The sequence below is a fragment of the Modestobacter excelsi genome, assembly GCF_005930495.1.
In the GTDB taxonomy this organism is placed as follows: domain Bacteria; phylum Actinomycetota; class Actinomycetes; order Mycobacteriales; family Geodermatophilaceae; genus Modestobacter; species Modestobacter excelsi.
In genome coordinates this window covers 15,073-32,142 of the sequence record NZ_SJEX01000011.1, presented here as the reverse complement: position 1 = coordinate 32,142, position 17,070 = coordinate 15,073, and the positions used below count along the sequence as shown (strand labels likewise).

Here is a 17,070-nt window from a genome sequence, read left to right as displayed (position 1 = left end):
AAGATCGTTTATGACCACGAATTCCACTACCGCGCAGCGCACCTGGCTCATCACCGGGGTGTCCAGCGGCTTCGGAAGGGAGCTCGCGGAGCAGCTGCTCGGACGCGGTGACCGCGTCGTCGGCACCGTTCGCAAGCCGGAAGCCGTCGCGGACCTGCAGAAGCAGTACGGCGACGCTTTCCGCGTCGAGCTGCTCGACGTCACCGACGGCGACGCCGTGCGCGCGACCGTCGACCGCGCCTTCGAGGGCACCGACCGCATCGACGTCCTCGTCAGCAACGCCGGCTGCGGGCTGTTCGGCGCCGCGGAAGAGCTCTCGGACGACCAGATCAAGCACATCATCGACACCAACCTGTTCGGTTCGATCCAGACGATCCGCGCTGCGCTGCCCCATCTCCGTGCACAGGGCGGGGGACGGATCATCCAGATCTCCACCTATGGCGGGCAGGTCACCTTCCCCGGCTCGTCGATGTACCACGCCACGAAGTGGGGCATCGAAGGGTTCGCGGAGTCGGTGTCGCAGGAGGTCGCGCCGTTCGGCATCGGTGTGACGATCGTCGAGCCCGGTGGAGCGCGCACGGAGTTCCTCGGCGGCAGCATGCAGATCGCCGATGAGCTCCCCGCCTACGAGGGCAACCCTGCTCACGCGTTCCGTGGACTGATCGGCGTCGAGGCGCTCGGCGACACGAGCAAGATGGTCGCCGCGATGATCGACTCCGTCGAGGCCGAGCCCGCGCCGTTGCGACTGCTGCTCGGTTCGGACGCCTACGGGGCTACCCACCAGGCCCTGCAGGATCGCCTCGCCGCGCTCGAGGCGCAGGAGCAGCTCGCCTCGTCCACAGACGCCGACTGACCTCCGGCTGGAGCAGCGCTGTGAACAGCTGCTCCGGCGATCAGCGGGGTCCGCCCTCCCGGACGGCCTCGCATCTCCCAGACCGACCCACGACTCAACCCCACCTGATGAAAGAGGATTCTCATGACTGACCAGCCCAAGCAGGTCGGCGGCGGACGCAACCTGTTCGAGGACTTCGCCCCGAAGCTCGCCGAGCTCACTGACGACGTGCTGTTCGACGACGTCTGGAACCGCCCCGAGCTCTCGGCCCGCGACCGCAGCCTCATCACCGTCGTGCTGCTCGCCGCCGGGGGACACCTTCCCCAGCTCGAGTTCCACCTCGGTCGTGCGGTCGAGAACGGCGTGACCCAGAAAGCGCTCATCGAAGCACTGACCCACACCACCTTCTACGCCGGCTGGCCCTACGGGATGGCCGCGATGGGGATCGCGAAGAAGGTCTTCACGGAGTAGCGGCGGCTGCGAAGCAGGACGGCGCAGAGTCGCCAGGCCCGCCGGACCGGCAGGGAGATGGTGACGGGTCTGCGCCGTCCGCTGAGGGGCCGCACGGGTCTCGTGCCCGTGCGGCCCTCTTCGTGAGCCTGCCCGAACGCCCTCGGAACCCCTGGCCAGAAGAGGAAGCACAGCATGCACACCTCCGAGTTCAACGAGCCGGCCCCCGTCCGGCCGGAGCTCGAGACAGGCCGACGCGGCCGCCCGGCTTCGCGCGCGCACGCCGTCACGTCCCCGGGAGCGTGAGCACTGTGTCGGACACGACAGTGGTCCGCCACGGTCACCTGCGTGCAGTGATCGTCGGTGGCTCCCTCGCAGGCCTCGTCAGCGCTCTCGCGCTGGCCCGAGCGGACGTCGGGGTCACGGTGCTCGAGCGTTCGAACCCTGCCCCGCGTCTCGGTGGCGGGCTCGGCGTGGACGGATCGCTGCTCGCCCGGGTCACCGGGGTCACCCGGTTCGTCGGCAACTCGCCGCTGTCCGCCATGGCGGCGCCCTGGACCGCCGTGCGCGAAGCGCTGCGCGAAGCCGCGGAATCGGACTCCCGGATCGAACTGCACCACGACCTCCACGTGAGTGACGTGGGCCAGGACGCGACGCACGCCTGGGCGGTGTCCGAGGACGGCCGGCGCTTCGACGGCGACCTGCTGCTCGGCGCCGACGGGCATCGAAGCCTGCTTCGTCGGCACGTGGCCCCGGAACGGCCCGACGCGGACTATGCCGGCTACGTCCTCTGGCTCGGGATGGTGGACGAGGCTGCGCTGTCCTACCCCGGCCGACGCCCTACCTCCTGGGACATGCTGGACGCCGACGGGGACATCCTCTTCGGCATCCCCGTGGCCGGGCCGGACGGCTCGACCGACGCTGGCCGTGGGCGCATCGGCTGGGCCTGGTACGACGCGAGGCGCAACGACCTGCTGCAGCGGACCGGTGCCGTGGCCGACGGGGTGGTGCAGAACTCGGTCCGGGCCCGGGACCTGCCCGACGAGACGTTGGCGGAGCTGACCAAGGAGGCCCGGCGGTGGCCGCGGCCCTGGCGCGACGCCATCCAGCACAGCATCGCGGAACGCGAGGTGATCGGTACCCCGATCGCCGAGTACGTGCCGCTGCGGCTCGCCTCCGGTCGCCTCGCGCTGGTCGGCAATGCCGCGCTCGTACCGACGCCGATGACGGGGCAGGGGTTCGACGCCTCCGTCCTCGACGCGGAGGCCCTCGCTCAAGAGCTGTGGGATGCGGCCCCGGACGGCGTCCCGGCGCGGCTGGAGAGGTACGAGCGCGTCCGCCTCGACGACGTGCAACAGCTGGTTCGCGGAGGACAGCGCTTCAGCCGGTCGTTCGCCGGCTGAGCTCACCGACGGCCGTCGGGGGAGCAGGACTCACCAAGAGGAGAAGACCGTGGAACGACGACTGCTGGGCCGTACCGGGGTGTCCGTCAGCCCGCTCGCACTGGGCGCGATGATGTTCGGCGCCTGGGGCAACAACGACAAAGAGGCCTCGGTCGCGATCATCCACCGGGCGCTGGACGCAGGTATCAACTTCATCGACACGGCCGACCTCTACGCCGGCGGGGAGACAGAGGAGATCGTCGGGGAGGCGCTGCAGGGCCGGCGCGACGACGTGGTGCTCGCCACCAAGTTCTCCATGCCGATGGCTGACGACCCGAACAGCCGTGGCGGGTCGCGCCGCTGGATCGTCCGCGCGGTCGAGGGCTCCCTCCGCCGGCTGAGGACCGACTACATCGACCTCTACCAGATGCACCGGGCCGACCCGGACGTCGACATCGAGGCCACGCTCGACGCCCTCAGCGACCTCGTCCATCAGGGCAAGGTGCGGTACATCGGGTCCTCGACCTACTCCGCGAGCCAGATCGTGGAGGCGCAGGAGGCTGCCCGCCAGGGCGGCTTCCAGCGGTTCGTCACCGAGCAGCCGCCCTACTCGATCCTCACGCGGGAGATCGAGCAGGACGTGCTGCCGACCACGCTGCGGCACGGCATGGGAACGCTGACCTACAGCCCGCTCGCCGCGGGCTGGCTCTCCGGGTCGTGGACCAAGGACTCGTCGCCCACCTCGCCGGCGCGCAAGCGCATGGCCGGCCGGTTCGACATGAGCCTGCCCGCCAACCAGCGCAAGCTCGAGGTCGTCGAGCAGCTCGCGGCCGTCGCCGACGAAGCGGGCATCAGCATGATCGAGCTGGCGATCGGCTTCGTGCTCCGCCACCCCGGCGTGACCTCCGCGATCGTCGGGCCGCGGACCATGGAGCAGCTCGAGTCGCAGCTCCCAGCTGCCGACGTCGTGCTCAGCGATGAGGTGCTCGACCGGATCGACGAGATCGCGACGCCTGGAGTCACGATCAACCCGGAGGACACCAGCTACGGCGAGCGCGAACTCGCAACGCAGGCACGGCGGCGCTGAACACCTTCGGTGCGCACACCACGCGCACCGAGACCGGCCGCGCGGCCGCCGCGCTCAGGGTCCGGAGGTCCCGGCCGCTCCTGATCCTGATGTACCTCTCACTACAGCCGGTGGTGGGTGCCGGCGAAGTTGACGCCGGAGGAGGAGATGTCGAACAGCTGCTCGCCGTCCCCGGGGACCGGGTCGGGCAGGTCGACGACGTCCATGACCTCGGGGCCGCCGAAGCGGGTGATCTGCACAGCACGCATGGTCGGAGGCTAGGGGCTACCGCCGTCGATCTCGACGCGGGTCCCGCCCAGGTCCAGGCCGGTTGAACGTTCCGCAAGAGAATGGCTGACACAGACAGCACCTGATCTCCCGAGCCGACTCCAAGGGGGCGTACGTACGCGCGGTCGTCTGACTGGGTCTCGGCTCAGGTCTCCTGTGTGCCGACCGCTGGAAGGGCTGGCTCCGAGCCGGCCGATGCAGTGCGCGGTACCGATGTGCCGGCGGGGTCGTGGGTGTCCGGCGTCCCGCCCACTGCGGCGACCGGCTGATCGTCGCGCAGTTCGTTCACCTCGGTCTTGAAGATGCGCAGCGACCGGCCCAGCGAGCGGGATGCGTCGGGCAGCTTCCTGTACCCGAACAGCAGCATGATGGCGAGCACGATGAGGCCGATCTCGGCCGGTCCGAGGTTCATCTGATGTCCTTTCGCCGGGCGCACGCAAGGCGCCCGGCCACGCCGATGAGTTGACTTGGGACGGTCAGGACGACGGGCTGGCCGAAGTGCCGCCAGCGGACCCAGACGGAGGCGTGCCGGGAGCGCCGGAGGGAGGCGTACCTCCGGGGCCCCCACCCGATGGTGCGGCGCCGCTGGGCGCGCCGGACGGAGCTCCGTCGGCGCCGGGAGCGGTGCCGCCTCCGGTCGGCGTGGTGGTGGTGTCCACCCGCACGGTCAGGGCGACGGTGTAGCCGCTGTCGACGTCGCCGGACACGGTGGGGAGCTGGGTGGCGCCGGAGTCGTCCCCGAAGACGTTGTCGCTGTCCAGGCTGACCTGTGACAGGTTGCTGACCGAGTTCTCGTAGCCCGTGGCGGCGTAGACGATGTCGTTGGTGGCCTGGGGCATGGCGATCTGCGAGGTGGCGATCGTATTCGTCGAGTCGGTGATGCTGTCCACGTCGGGGTAGACCTCGAAGTGGATGTGCGGCCAACGGCCGGAGTAGCAGGCCGGGTAGATGCTGGTGAAGGTGACCTTGCCGTCGGCGTCGGCCACCTGCACGCCGCGCAGGTAGTTCTCGTTGACGATGTCCTGGGAGTACAGCGAGTACTCACCGTCCCGGTTGCAGTGCCAGACGTACACGGCCACGCCCTCGAAAGGTGCGTCGTCGTTGGCCATGTCGAGGACCGTCAGCTCGATGGTGAGCGGGACGCCCTCGGCCGTGGTGGTCGACGTGCCGAAGCTGGAACGGATGTCGCTGCGGACGACGCCGCTCTGGGTCAGCACGTTGGCGCCGTTGGAGCCGTCCCCGGGGTAGGGGCCGGCGGTCTCATCGGGGATCTCCCCGGACGCCGCGGTCGCCGCGGAGCTCGACGCAGCAGAGCTGGACGCCGTGGCAGAACCGCTGCTCGATCCGCCTCCGCAAGCAGCCAGCCCCGCGGTGGCGGCGCCCAGGCCCAGGACGCCCATCATCTTCCGGCGGCTGAACAGGGTGCCCAGGTCGAAGGCGAGGCCCTGATCGACGACCTCTTCCTCGGGCCGGGGCAGGGGACGGCCCTCATAGGTCGGGGCTGAGCCGGGCTGGGACTTCGAGGGCACAGAGAACTCCAGTGGCTGACGGGGTGTGGTCTGTCCACCAACTATCGGGTGGCTGGGCTGGTGCAGCGGCGCGACTGGGCTGTGCATCTGCTGAGGATCGACGTGGACTTCGCAGTGCACGTGCCCACCGACTTCGTGCTGCTGGCAGACGGCTCCTGAGGACGCAGTGGAGCAACTCCGCAGCTCTGCCGGTGACCCCCCGGCTCACTTCCGGGCGCATAGGCGCTGGCCGAGGAGTGTCCCGACCTCTTCGGCGAGGCGCCGGGACAGCGCAGGGTCCCGGCTGGGGTCGGCGTCGGAGAGGTCTGCGAGTGCGAACACCTGCCGCAGTCCCAGTCGGTGTCGTTCGTCGTCTGTGAGCAGAGACTGGCCGACGACGGCGAACACCGGGCGCGGGGCGGCTCGGGACGCGACGACGGCGGGCAGCTTGCCGGCCAGTGTCTGACCGTCGATGCAGCCTTCGCCGGTGACGATTGCGGCGCAGTCGGCGACGGCTGCGTCGAAGTCCAGGAGGTCGAGGAAGAAGTCGGCTCCGGCCACCCGCCGGGCGCCGAGCCACCGGCAGGCGAACCCGAGGCCGCCGGCCGCCCCGGCGCCGGGCTCGTCGACCCCCGGCAGATCCGCTGCTGACCCTCCGGGTGGCGGACTGCTGCCCAGCAGCTCGGCAAGGTGGCCCAGACCGACCTCCAGGACGTCGACCTGCGCCGGTGTGGCGCCCTTCTGCGGACCGAAGACCGCGGCGGCGCCGAGGGGGCCGAGCAATGGGTTGCTGACGTCGGTCGCCACGACCAGTTCCACGCCGCCGAGGGGCATCAGCCTGGAGGCGTCGAGGTCGGCGATCCGTGTCAGAGGCCCGCAGGCAGGGTCCACGACGTCCCCGTGCACGTCGCGGAAACGGACGCCGAGCGCGGTCAGCATGCCGGCGCCTCCGTCGGTGCTGGCGCTGCCGCCCAGGCACAGCACGATCCGCCGGGCGCCGGCGGTGACCGCGGCCGCGACTGCCTCGCCGAAGCCGTGGGAGGACGCGGACATCGGGACGAGCTCGCCGGCGGGCAGCGTCGCCAGCCCGCAGGTGGTGGCCACCTCGACGACGGCGGTCGTCCCGTCGAATGCGAAGGCGGCCTCCCGGACCAGACCGTCGGCCCCGCGGACGCGCACCGGGTGCGCGGTCGAGCCGGCGCACACAGCGGCGTCCACGCTGCCGTCGCCCCCGTCGGCCAGGGGCAGGAGCCTGGCGGCAACACCTGCCGCCGCCAGGCCCCGGCCGATGGCCTCCGCGACCTCGAGCGCGGTCAGCGAGCCCTTGAACTTGTCCGGGGCGACCAGGACACGCACTCTCAGCTCCTTCGCTCAGGCGCTGACGGTGGCCGGCGCGCTGACCCGGTCCAGCACGGCGCGCGTGAAGGCGGCAGTGTCCGCGGTCCCGCCCAGGTCGGCGGTGCTGATGCCGTCGGCCAGCGCACCGAAGGCAGCGGCGAGGAGATCCCCGCTGGCCTCGGGGTGGCCGAGGTGGTCGAGCATCATGGCCGCCGACCACATGGCGCCCAGTGGGTTGGCCTTGCCCTGACCGGCGATGTCCGGGGCCGAGCCGTGCACCGGCTCGAACATCGACGGGAACTCCCGCTCCGGGTTGAGGTTGGCCGCCGGCGCGACACCGATGCTGCCGGCCACCGCGGCGGCCAGGTCGCTGAGGATGTCGCCGAACAGGTTCGAGCCGACGATGACGTCGAAGCGCTCCGGGGCGAGCACGAGCTTGGCGGCGAGAGCGTCGATGTGCTCCTTGTCGCTGCGCACGCTGGGGTGCTGCTGCGCCACCTCGGCCACCAACTCGTCCCAGAACGGCATGGTGTGCACGATCCCGTTGCTCTTGGTCGCCGAGGTGACGTGGTTGCCGCGGCTCTCGGCCAGGGCGTAGGCGTACTCGACGACGCGCGTGACGCCCTTGCGGGTGAAGACCGCCTCCTGCACGGCCAGTTCGTCCGCAGTGCCTCGGCCCAGTCGCCCCCCGATCTCGGAGTACTCGCCCTCCACGTTCTCCCGGACGACGACCAGGTCGACGTCCCCGGTGCCGGCGTTGCGCAGCGGGCTGGGCACCCCGTCGAGCACCCTGATCGGCCGCAGGTTCACGTACTGCTGGAAGCTGCGGCGAATGGGGATCAGCAGCCCCCACAGCGACACGTGGTCAGGAACTCCGGGCCAGCCGACCGCTCCCAGCAGCACAGAGTCGTGGTGGCGGATCTGCTGCAGGCCGTCGGCCGGCATCATCGCGCCCTCGGCCGCGTACCGCTGGCACGACCAGTCGAAGGAGTCGTAGGTGAACTGGATGCCGTGCCGGCGGCCGACGGCGTCGAGGAGGGCTTGAGCCGGGGGGAGCACCTCGGCGCCGATGCCGTCGCCGGGGATGAGGGCGATGCGGTAGCTGGTCATGGCTCCAGTCGACCGTGCCTCGCGTCACACGTCCAAGACGCACTTGTTGCCGCTCTGAGAGGTTGTGCCTATCAGAGCAGCGTCTCGGTCGTGTCCTGCGCCAGGTGGAGGAACGCGGCCGCGGCCGGGCTCAACCGGCCCGGCCGGTACACCAGCGACACGGAGAGCAGATCGGGGCAGTCCAGTGCCCGGACGGTGGCACCCGCGGACTCGGCCAGTGCCCGCCAGGAGTCGCTGACCACCGCCGTGCCGACGCCCGCGAGGACCAGCGGCAGCACGGCCTCCCGGTGCTCGACCTCGACTGCGAAGCGGCTGCCCCGGGCCTGGCGCCGCACCGCCTCGGCCACGCTGCGCATCCCGGTGCCCTGCTGGCCGACGATGAACGCAGCACCGGCGAGGTCCGCGGGCTGAACGGGATCGCCCGGGGGCAGCATCGACTCGTCCCGGGCCAGCAGGGCGAACCGCTGCGTCTCCAGGTGGAGGACCTCGAGGTCGTGCAGCGCGGGCGCCGACGGTGCGGCGGCGACCACTCCGAGTTCGGCGTTGCCGGTCGTCAGCATGGCCTGCACCGCGATGGGCGTACTCGCCGCCCGGACCGAAATCTGGACGAGCGGGTGGGCAGCGGCGAAGGCGGCGACGAGGCCGGTGAGTGGACTGACCGCCTGCGAGGGCATCGAGGCGATCACGAGCTCTCCGCCGACGAGTCCGTCGACGGCCTCCACCGTCGCCCGGGCGAGCTCCAGTCCACGCAGCACCTCCCGGGCAGGGCCCACGAGCGCGTGGCCGGCTGCGGTCAGCACCAGACGGCGGCCCGTGCGGTGGAACAGCAGGCTGCCCAGATCCCGCTCCAGAGCCCGCAACGCCTGGGAGACCGAGGGCTGGGCGACGTACAGCTGCTCGGCGGCCCGGTGGACGCTGCCGGCGTCCACGACGGCCAGGAAGTACCTGAGCTGACGAGCGTCCACCGCGTCCTGCCTCCCGTTGATAGCCGGTGCCTATCACCCTGCCAGCAACCCGGTCTTGGACCGGCACGCCTGCCGCAGGGCTCACTTGTGCTCGTTGTGATGGGCGGCACAGACGCCGTCCACACCCGAGTTCCGAGGAGGGCACCGTGTCCGATGCCTGGCTCCTGATCCACACCGGCGTCGCCATCCTGGGCATCGTCGCGTTGATCACCTGGCTCAAGACCCCACCGATCTTCGGCCTGCTGATCGGGGCGACATACCTGGGCCTGGCGACCGGGTTGGACATCAGCGGCACGGCGGAGGCCCTGACCGTCGGGTTCGGCGACGTGATGGCCGAGATCGGCTTGCTCATCACCTTCGGCGTCGTCATGGGATCCCTGCTCACCGCCACGAACACCCTTCAGCGCGTCATCGAAGGACTGTTGGGGCTCTTCGGTGAGAAGCGGGTCCCGATGGTGTTCGCCGTCTCCCTCTCCACGCTGTTCACCTCGATCTACTCCGATGTGGTGCTGGTGCTCACCGCGCCGCTGGCCCGGCGACTGGGCCCGCGACTGGGCCCGCGGGGCATCGCGCTCATGGGCGGTGCGCTGACTGCCGGCATCGAGGTCGGGCTCGTCTTCGTGGTCCCAGGTGTCGGCGCTCTCGCCGTGGCCGGCCTGCTGGACGTGCCGCTCGGTGAGATGTTCCTGCTCGGGCTCGTCGTCGGAGTGCCCACCGCGGTGCTCACGATGCTGACCTTCGCGGTGCTGCTGAAGCGGGTGCTGCGCTGGGACCCGGCTGCCGACGAGCTCCAGGCGCCGATTGACGACACCGACGAAGGCACCGACGACGGCGCCGGCAACGGGGGTGGTGCCGGTGGCGGGGGCGGCGCTGCTACTCCTGACGGACATCCCGGGGCCGCGAGCTCGACCGCCATCACGACCACGACGGTCACCCGGCCCTCCGCGCAGGAGCTCCGGCAGCTGCCCCTGCTGGTGTCCATCTCCCCGGTGCTGGTGACGCTGGCGCTGATCGCGCTGGGTGCGCTGGCCAACGCCTTTGACTTCCCGCTGGGTCCCGTTGCCCTGCTGAGTGAGCCGGTGATCGCAATGGCGATCGGCGCCGGTCTGGCTCACCTGCTCGCCCAGCGGGTCCTGCCGCGGGAGGAGGTCAACTCGGCGGTCGGGAAGGCGCTGGCGATGGCCGGCCCCATCCTGATCCTGTCGGGGCTCTCCGGCTCCGTGGCCGAGGTGATCGGTCAGTCCGGGCTGCGGGACGTGCTGGCCGAGTCGTTCAACGCGGGCTTCCTCCCGCCGCTGCTGCTGGTCTGGCTGGTCGCCGCGGTCCTGCACATCGCGATGGGGTCCATCTCCATCGCCGCGATCACCGCAGCCGGCATCCTGGCCCCGATCGCGGGCTCACTGGGCGTTCCGGTCGTGCTCATCGCGCTGGCCGCCTGCTCCGGGGCGCTGTTCCTCCCGCACGTCAGTAGCAACTTCTTCTGGATGTTCCAGTCGCTGCTCAACCTGAGCACCCGGGGGACCTTCAAGACCCACACCGTGGCGATGTCCCTGGCGTCGGTGATCTCGTTGCCGATCGTGTTGCTGCTGGACATCGTGGTCTGACCGAGCCGAGATCCCCGACCGGTGGTGCTGTCGATCCGACCGACAGCACCACCGGTCGGTGTCTCGGTCAGATCAGTCCGCCAAAGCCGGCGGGCGGCGCGGCAGTGTCTCGCCGGCAGCGCCGGAGGTGGCCAGCAGGTCAGGTCAGTTGGCCGACAGCCGGTGGTGGGTGTCGGCGAAGTTGACGCCGGAGGAGGAGATGTCGAACAGCTGCTCGCCGTCCCCGGGGACCGGGTCGGGCAGGTCGACGACGTCCATGACTTCGGGGCCGCCGAACTCGGTGATCTGGACAGCACGCATGGGCCTGAGGCTATGACTTGCTGCGGACGTGAGTGGTCCCACCCTGACGAGCCCGTCACCACTCACGGTCTACGGCCTCTCGGAGGGGCCGGAGCAGCTGGCGAGCGCCAAGCGGCGATGGTCGTGAAGGACGTCGAAGGCGTACGGGACGTCGACACCAGTGCTGGCCGTCACCGCTATCATCGACGGGTGACGATGATTCCGCCATCGCTCGTCGCCGCACTCCCGAAGCCGCCGGTCGGGGAGGTCCGCGCCTCGTCTGCGACGGCCTGCCTGTTCCGCAGCCTCGGCGACCCGAGCCGGCTGGCGATCGTGCACCACCTGGCGGTCGGCGGTGAGCACCGCGTGGTGGACCTGACGGTCCACCTCGGTCTGGCCCAGTCGACCGTGTCGGCTCACCTGGCGTGCCTGCGGGACTGCGGCCTGGCGACCTCGCGACCGCAGGGCCGGTCGTCGCTGTGGTCGTTGACCACCGCACCGGAGCTGCTCGAGGTCCTGGGCGCGGCCGAGCGGCTGCTGGCCGTCACCGGCGATGCGGTCGCGGCGTGCGCCACCTACGGCGAGGCGGCCAACTGGTGAGCCGCACGCACGCGCACGCCGCCCCGGAGCTCAGCACGGCGGACCGCGCCCGGCTCGGCCGTCGCGCGCAGTTGCTCGCCGGCGCGAGCGTCACCTACAACGTCGTCGAGGCGGTCGTCGCCGTCGCCGCAGGGGTGGCCGCCGGCTCGGTCGCCCTCGTGGGCTTCGGGTTGGACTCCGTCGTCGAGGTGTCCAGCGGTCTGATCGTCCTGTGGCAGTTTCGGCACCGGCTGCCGGAGTCCCGCGAGCAGCAGGCGCTGCGTCTCATGGCCCTGTCCTTCTTCGCCTTAGCTGCCTACGTGGGTGTTGAGTCCGCGCGTGCCCTGTTCTCCCAGGGCGATCCGGACAGCTCGCCGGTCGGGATCGGGTTGGCGGTCGCGTCGTTGGTGGTGATGCCACTTCTCTCCTGGGCGCAGCGGCGCACGGGTCGGGCGCTCGGGTCGAACGCGGTCGTGGCCGACTCCACGCAGACGCTGCTGTGCACCTGTCTGTCGGCGGTCCTCCTGGTCGGTCTGCTGCTGAACGCGACTCTGGGCTGGAGCCTGGCCGATCCGGTCGCCGGCCTGGTCATCGCGGTCGTCGCCGTCCGCGAGGGTGTGCAAGCCTGGCGGGGCGAGGGGTGTTGCGCGCCGGCCAGCCCCGGTGGGCACTCTCCTGCCGGCAGCGACGCCGACGGACGCGGAACTCGGTGCGGCTACGGATGCACCAGTGGGTGCTGCGCCCCGGTTGCACCGCAGACCCTGCAGCTGACGGTCCGCCCGCCGGACTGATCGCCGCCACCCCGGCGCAACTGGCGTCGAGACAACCGGCACCCATCGAACGGGACTGACCATACGTCGGGTGAGCCCCTCCGCTGGGTCATCAGCCTGTCCTCCAGCGGAGGACCTCTCGGGGAGTCGAGTGGCGTCCCTGCCCGAGTCGGACGCAGCGTCCGCCGTCCTTCAGAGACGTGGACGTATCCTCCGGTTCTGACGTCGAGGAGGTCGGATGGTGGTCCAGGCGGACCCGAGCACGCGGAAGTCGCGTTCTGACGCGGAGCGCAACCGGCTGCACATCCTCGAGGTCGCGGAGGACTTCTTCGCCGAGCACGGTGTGAGCGGACCCATGCAGGACATCGCCAAGCGGGCCGGTCTCGGACCGGGCACGCTCTACCGGCACTTCCCCACCCGGGAGTCCCTCCTCGCGGCGCTCATCAAGGCGCGGTGGGAGGGGTTGGACGCCCGTCGGTCCGAGATCGAGGCCGAGCACGGCGACCCCCTCGCAGCCCTGGAACTGTGGTTGACCGCGTTGGGCGACTACGTGACCGTCTTCGACGGCCTGCCCGGCCCTCTCCGTGAGGCCCTGAGCGACACCACCTCGCCGCTGGCCATGACGTGCGAGTTGCTGGTCGAGGCGACCGGGCAGTTCCTCGGGGCGGCGCAGGCCGCCGGGAGCGCCCGCCCGTGGGTGCGCGACCGGGACCTCGTCCTCACGGTTCTGGCGACGGCGTGGGTGAGCGGTGCGCTGCTGGCCGACGAACGGTCGGGAGACGCCCTGCGCGCCATCGTGCGAGAGGGATGGCAGATCCCCTCCCCAGCCTCGGAGTCCCCGCCGCAGTCGTGATCTGACGCCCGCGAGCGCTCGGTGGCAACGGGACCGTAGCCGCGTAGCGCAGGTCCGCGGCCAACCCGCCGAGGCTCCGCACCCAGCGGCGGGGCAGCGCTGTCCGTGAGCCGCTTGGGGACGTCCTTGTCTCCTCCGTCACGTCGGTCGGACCCTCGTTGACAAGCCGGAGACAGTCTCCGTATCTTCGAGTTGCAAACGGAGACTGCCTCCGTTCCGGACCGGTCATCGAGACACCGAGTGCTCCTGCCGCATCGCCACCGGCCACCGTCGGTCGGGGGATCGCGCATGCCCGGTGCCGACCCGTCCGGTTCGGACCTGTCTCCCGTGCGCCGACGAGTCGCGCACGTCGCACCGACTCACTTCTCCAGACCTCACGAGACAGCGAGCACGCACATGACCGCCACATCGGCGTCCGACGCCGCAGCTCCGGCACCGGCGACCCACTCCGGAGACCGGCTCCCTCCGGGCGTCGCCCTGGTCATCGGCGTTCTGATCATCTCCACCTTCATCGTCTTCCTCAACGAGATGCTGCTGGGCGTCGCCCTGCCCACGCTGATCGCGGACTTCGGGGTCAGCCCGAGCACCGGGCAGTGGGTCACGACCGGCTTCCTGCTGACCATGGCCGTGCTGATCCCGGCCAGCAGCTTCGTCATGCGGCGGTTCCACCTGCGGACGATCTTCCTGGTCGCGCTGTCGCTGTTCATCGTGGGGACGACGCTCGCTGCGATCGCGCCGACGTTCGGCGTCCTGGTGGCCGGCCGGGTCGTCCAGGCATCCGGAACCGCCGTGTTCCTGCCCCTGCTGATGACCACGACGATGCGCCTGGTCCCGGCCGGTCGCCGCGGCCAGATGATGGCGATCACCACGGCCGTCCCGTCCGTGGCACCGGTTCTCGGCCCGGCCTTGTCCGGTCTCGTGCTGTCCGCACTGAGCTGGCGCTGGCTGTTCATCCTGATGCTGCCGATCGCCGTGATCGCCTTGGCGCTGGGGGCGTGGAAGCTGCGCAACGTCACCACTCCGGAGCCGGTGACCCTGGACCTGCCGTCGCTGCTGCTGTCCGCGGTCGGGTTCGGTGGCCTGGTCTACGGGCTGTCCCTGCTGGGTGAGGCGTCCTCCGGGCACGCCCCGATCTCCCCGTACCTGCCGATCGCGGTGGGGCTGGTGGGCCTGGCGGCCTTCGTCCTCCGGCAGATCCCGCTGCAGCGTCGCGACAGCGCGTTCCTGGACATGCGGATCTTCGCCCGGAAGTCCTACACCCTGCCGATCCTGGTGATGGTCTTCGTCGCGGGCAACGGCATCGGCCTGCTGGTCGTGCTCCCGCTGGTGCTGACCCTCGTCGCCGGGCTGAGCGCCCTCCAGCTCGGTCTCTTCCTGATCCCGGGCGGCGCTGCGATCTCGATCATGGCGACGCTCAGCGGCCGGGCGTACGACCGCGTCGGACCCCGCCCGCTGGTGATCCCGGCCTCCATCGTCTGGCTGGGCGTCCTGTGGTTCCTCAGCCGGGTCGACGAGAACACGAGCGTCGTCTCGCTGCTCATCGCCTGGATGGTGTTCACCAGCGCCATGGCCACCATGTGGGCGCCGCTCACGACGGCTGCGATGGGTGGGCTGCGGGCCGAGCTCTTCCCGCACGGCTCCGCGGCCTTCGCCACCGTCCAGCAGCTCGCCGGTGCCGCCTTCGGTGCGGTGTTCATCTCGGCCTACACCATCGGTTCCGGTGCCCAGGACGCCGGCGTGCTCACCACCGACCAGGCCACGTCCGCCGCGCACGCCGCCTTCCTGACCGCCTTCGTCATCGGCCTGGTCGTCCTGGTGGGCGTCCTCTTCGTCGGTCGGACCGCGAGTCCGGCCGATGACGGGGCGGTCGTCGACGCGCCGGTCGCTCTTGCGCCGGTCACCGTCGAGACGGTGGCCGACGCGACCGCCACCGACGCAGCGGTGGCGGAGAAGGCGGCCCGGTGACCATGAGGGACGACAAGCTCGTCCTCGGGATGGGGATGATCGACGGGTACGGCGGCCTGCACGGCGCCTGGCGCGCCCCGCACGTGGACCCGGGTACCTACGCCGACGTCGACGCCACCGTGCGTCACGCGCAGGCTGCCGAGCGCGGCAAGTTCACCTTCCTCTTCACCCCCGACTTCCCCGCCGTGCGCGGCGACGTCGAGCACTCGACGATCAGCAACCTCATGGACCCGCTGATCCAGCTGGCCGCCGTCGCGCGCGAGACGACGCACATCGGCTTCGTCGCGACCGGGTCGACGACCTTCCAGGAGCCGTTCAACACCGCGCGCCAGTTCAAGGCCCTCGACGTCCTGAGCCACGGCCGCGCGGGCTGGAATGCCGTCACGACCAGCGACCCCGCCGTCGCCGCCAACTACGGACGACCGGTCGCCGACCGCGAGGAGCGGTACCAGCGCGCACACGAGGCGATCCAGATCGTCCAGGCGCTCTGGGGCAGCTGGCAGGAGGACGCCTGGGTCAAGGACCAGGCGGCGGACCGGTTCATCGACCCGTCGAAGCTGCAGCCGGTCAACCTGCAGGGCCGGTACGTCGCCTCGCGCGGCCCGCTGGCGATCCCCCCGTCGGAGCAGGGCCAGCCCGTCGTCTTCACCTCCGGCGGCCCCAGTCCGCACCTGCTGTCGATCGCGGGCCGCTATGCCAGCGGCTTCATCGCCGAGGTGTGGACGATCGAGGAGGCCCGCGCCCAACGCGAGCTCGTGCGCAAAGCGGCACGTGACGCCGGCCGCGACCCCGACGAGGTCAAGTACATCCCCGGCATCATGACCACCGTCGCGCCCACCGTGCGCGAGGGCCTCGACCGTCGCCTGCGGTACGCAGGCGACGTCATCGAGGCCCGCCTGCCCCACCTCGGCGCGATCCTCGGGATCGAGATCCACCCGGATCGGTTCGACGAACCCCTCACGCCGGGACAGCTGGCCTCCGCGCACGCTTCGCCGAGGGACCCGCGCTCGTCGAACGCCCTGGCGGTGGCGCGCGAGGGGTGGTCTCCCCGCGACGTCCTCGCCCATGGCGTGATCGACTTTCATCCCACGGTCGTCGGCCCGGGGGAGCTGCACGCCGACCACCTGCAGGAGTGGTTCGAGGCCGGCGCCGCCGACGGCTTCTGGGTGACGCCGGACATCTACGAGGACGGCATCGACGCCTTCGTCGACGAGGTCGTGCCGATCCTGCAGGCACGCGGCATCTACCCCACCGAGTACCCGGGCACGACCCTGCGCGAGAACCTCGGCGTCCCCCACCAGTACGGACTCGACCCACGCATGGCCGGCACGGAGCAGTGACCGGACCCGGATCGAGAAGGACGATGACGACGGACACGAGCACGACGGCGCCGAACCCGGCTGCCACTTCCGACCGGAAGGAGTCATGGGGAGGTGTCGTCTCCCTGGGCGTCGGCGGGTTTGCCTGATCGCTCGTCACCGCGGCACGACCGCCGCTCGGCGCCCGCACGAGACGGGTGGACGATGCTCGACTCCAGGACAAGCCGTGGCTCCGTGTTCGGGGGACTGTCAAGCAGGGTCCGACCCGTCACCTCAGTTGGACGACAGGACGTGGTGGGTGTCCGCGAAGTTGACGCCGGACGACGAGATGTCGACGACCTGCTCGCCGTCGCCCGGAGTGGGGTCGGGCAGGTCGACGACGTCCATGACCTCGGGGCCGCCGAAGCGGGTGATCTGCACAGCTCGCATGCCCCGAGGCTAGGGCCTGACCAGCGACAGGCTCGCGCCAGTTCGGCATCCAACCGGCCCGTCAAGGCCTCCGGGGCCGCTGGTCCAGCCAGGTCGCGCTGCACTTCCTGCTGCCAGGCACCCGAGGTCGTGCTCTCCTCGGCCCGCGTCGGCATGACTCGTAGTCGTGGCCCGCGGACCGGTGGACGAGTCAGAAGTAGCTGACCGTAGGCCGCTGCCGCTGCCCCTGGTGGGTGTCGGCGACGTTCACGCCGGCGGAGGAGATGTCAAACAGGGTCTCGCCTTCGCGGGGGTGGGGTCGGGCGGGTCGACGACGTCCATGACCTCGGGCCG

18 protein-coding genes are annotated in these 17,070 nt (G+C 70.8%); 10 read left to right on the top strand and 8 right to left on the bottom strand.

The genetic code is table 11. The features are described 5' to 3' along the window. The first annotated feature begins 10 nt into the window (after positions 1–10). The 4 genes from FHL80_RS06185 (at position 11) to FHL80_RS06170 (ending at position 3,751) form a co-directional block, all read left to right on the top strand. Complete coding sequence (locus FHL80_RS06185; protein WP_138732579.1) at positions 11–853, top strand: SDR family oxidoreductase; 843 nt, start codon at positions 11–13, stop codon at positions 851–853. A gap of 123 nt (positions 854–976) precedes the next feature. Further along, positions 977–1,303, top strand: coding sequence for a carboxymuconolactone decarboxylase family protein (locus FHL80_RS06180; protein ID WP_138732578.1), 327 nt, complete (start codon positions 977–979; stop codon positions 1,301–1,303). 452 nt (positions 1,304–1,755) lie between these two features. Next, a complete protein-coding gene (locus FHL80_RS06175) occupies positions 1,756–2,685 on the top strand; it encodes an FAD-dependent monooxygenase (RefSeq protein ID WP_216870481.1) in 930 nt (309 codons plus the stop codon). Between the two features lie 49 nt (positions 2,686–2,734). Further along, entirely contained in the window at positions 2,735–3,751 is a 1,017-nt protein-coding gene (locus tag FHL80_RS06170; RefSeq protein WP_138732576.1) for an aldo/keto reductase, read from the top strand. Between the two features lie 101 nt (positions 3,752–3,852). On the opposite strand, the gene FHL80_RS06165 is transcribed toward FHL80_RS06170, so the two are convergent. The 6 genes from FHL80_RS06165 to FHL80_RS06140 all read right to left on the bottom strand — a co-directional run bounded on the left by FHL80_RS06165 (position 3,853) and on the right by FHL80_RS06140 (position 8,939). Then, positions 3,853–3,999, bottom strand: a complete 147-nt coding sequence (locus tag FHL80_RS06165) for a Zn-dependent oxidoreductase (protein ID WP_138732575.1) — start codon at positions 3,997–3,999, stop codon at positions 3,853–3,855. A 164-nt stretch (positions 4,000–4,163) separates the two neighbouring features. Beyond that, on the bottom strand, positions 4,164–4,430 hold the full coding sequence (locus FHL80_RS06160) for a twin-arginine translocase TatA/TatE family subunit (protein WP_138732574.1): 267 nt from the start codon (positions 4,428–4,430) through the stop codon (positions 4,164–4,166). 64 nt (positions 4,431–4,494) lie between these two features. Beyond that, positions 4,495–5,547 (bottom strand): intradiol ring-cleavage dioxygenase, encoded by a 1,053-nt coding sequence (locus tag FHL80_RS06155; RefSeq protein ID WP_246078495.1) that lies wholly within the window; start codon positions 5,545–5,547, stop codon positions 4,495–4,497. 204 nt (positions 5,548–5,751) lie between these two features. Then, on the bottom strand, positions 5,752–6,882 hold the full coding sequence (locus FHL80_RS06150; RefSeq protein ID WP_138732572.1) for a glycerate kinase: 1,131 nt from the start codon (positions 6,880–6,882) through the stop codon (positions 5,752–5,754). Between the two features lie 15 nt (positions 6,883–6,897). Continuing rightward, a complete protein-coding gene (locus FHL80_RS06145) occupies positions 6,898–7,974 on the bottom strand; it encodes a tartrate dehydrogenase (RefSeq protein ID WP_138732571.1) in 1,077 nt (358 codons plus the stop codon). 71 nt (positions 7,975–8,045) lie between these two features. Then, on the bottom strand, positions 8,046–8,939 hold the full coding sequence (locus FHL80_RS06140; RefSeq protein ID WP_138732570.1) for a LysR family transcriptional regulator: 894 nt from the start codon (positions 8,937–8,939) through the stop codon (positions 8,046–8,048). A gap of 146 nt (positions 8,940–9,085) precedes the next feature. Here FHL80_RS06140 and FHL80_RS06135 point away from each other — a divergent pair, with 146 nt between their 5' ends. After that, entirely contained in the window at positions 9,086–10,543 is a 1,458-nt protein-coding gene (locus FHL80_RS06135) for a GntP family permease (RefSeq protein WP_138732569.1), read from the top strand. A gap of 144 nt (positions 10,544–10,687) precedes the next feature. On the opposite strand, the gene FHL80_RS06130 is transcribed toward FHL80_RS06135, so the two are convergent. Beyond that, entirely contained in the window at positions 10,688–10,843 is a 156-nt protein-coding gene (locus FHL80_RS06130) for a Zn-dependent oxidoreductase (RefSeq protein WP_138732568.1), read from the bottom strand. A gap of 195 nt (positions 10,844–11,038) precedes the next feature. Between FHL80_RS06130 and FHL80_RS06125 the strand changes: the two genes are divergently transcribed. The 5 genes from FHL80_RS06125 (at position 11,039) to FHL80_RS06105 (ending at position 16,329) form a co-directional block, all read left to right on the top strand. Further along, positions 11,039–11,422 carry an ArsR/SmtB family transcription factor gene (locus tag FHL80_RS06125; protein ID WP_138732618.1) on the top strand — a complete coding sequence of 128 codons (384 nt, stop codon included), beginning with the start codon at positions 11,039–11,041 and terminating at the stop codon, positions 11,420–11,422. Next, the gene (locus FHL80_RS06120; RefSeq protein ID WP_138732567.1) at positions 11,419–12,192 is read left to right on the top strand and encodes a cation efflux transmembrane domain-containing protein; all 774 of its coding nucleotides are present in this window, start codon (positions 11,419–11,421) and stop codon (positions 12,190–12,192) included. Before FHL80_RS06125 ends, FHL80_RS06120 begins: the two co-directional genes overlap by 4 nt. Before the next feature lie 217 nt (positions 12,193–12,409). Then, a complete protein-coding gene (locus FHL80_RS06115) occupies positions 12,410–13,024 on the top strand; it encodes a TetR/AcrR family transcriptional regulator (protein WP_138732566.1) in 615 nt (204 codons plus the stop codon). Positions 13,025–13,420: 396 nt separating this feature from the next. Next, complete coding sequence (locus FHL80_RS06110) at positions 13,421–14,989, top strand: DHA2 family efflux MFS transporter permease subunit (protein WP_216870480.1); 1,569 nt, start codon at positions 13,421–13,423, stop codon at positions 14,987–14,989. 2 nt (positions 14,990–14,991) lie between these two features. Continuing rightward, positions 14,992–16,329, top strand: coding sequence for an NtaA/DmoA family FMN-dependent monooxygenase (locus FHL80_RS06105; protein ID WP_138732564.1), 1,338 nt, complete (start codon positions 14,992–14,994; stop codon positions 16,327–16,329). A 252-nt stretch (positions 16,330–16,581) separates the two neighbouring features. Here FHL80_RS06105 and FHL80_RS06100 read toward each other — a convergent pair whose 3' ends face one another. Then, entirely contained in the window at positions 16,582–16,737 is a 156-nt protein-coding gene (locus FHL80_RS06100) for a Zn-dependent oxidoreductase (RefSeq protein WP_138732563.1), read from the bottom strand. Positions 16,738–17,070: the final 333 nt, after the last annotated feature.

Bases quoted from the DNA above. Each gene is read 5' to 3' on its own strand.
- FHL80_RS06185 (WP_138732579.1), top strand. From the start codon at position 11: ATGACCACGAATTCCACTACCGCGCAGCGCACCTGGCTCATCACCGGG.
- FHL80_RS06180 (WP_138732578.1), top strand. From the start codon at position 977: ATGACTGACCAGCCCAAGCAGGTCGGCGGCGGACGCAACCTGTTCGAG.
- FHL80_RS06165 (WP_138732575.1), bottom strand. From the start codon at position 3,999: ATGCGTGCTGTGCAGATCACCCGCTTCGGCGGCCCCGAGGTCATGGAC.
- FHL80_RS06160 (WP_138732574.1), bottom strand. From the start codon at position 4,430: ATGAACCTCGGACCGGCCGAGATCGGCCTCATCGTGCTCGCCATCATG.
- FHL80_RS06145 (WP_138732571.1), bottom strand. From the start codon at position 7,974: ATGACCAGCTACCGCATCGCCCTCATCCCCGGCGACGGCATCGGCGCC.
- FHL80_RS06130 (WP_138732568.1), bottom strand. From the start codon at position 10,843: ATGCGTGCTGTCCAGATCACCGAGTTCGGCGGCCCCGAAGTCATGGAC.
- FHL80_RS06125 (WP_138732618.1), top strand. From the start codon at position 11,039: ATGATTCCGCCATCGCTCGTCGCCGCACTCCCGAAGCCGCCGGTCGGG.
- FHL80_RS06115 (WP_138732566.1), top strand. From the start codon at position 12,410: ATGGTGGTCCAGGCGGACCCGAGCACGCGGAAGTCGCGTTCTGACGCG.
- FHL80_RS06110 (WP_216870480.1), top strand. From the start codon at position 13,421: ATGACCGCCACATCGGCGTCCGACGCCGCAGCTCCGGCACCGGCGACC.
- FHL80_RS06105 (WP_138732564.1), top strand. From the start codon at position 14,992: ATGAGGGACGACAAGCTCGTCCTCGGGATGGGGATGATCGACGGGTAC.
- FHL80_RS06100 (WP_138732563.1), bottom strand. From the start codon at position 16,737: ATGCGAGCTGTGCAGATCACCCGCTTCGGCGGCCCCGAGGTCATGGAC.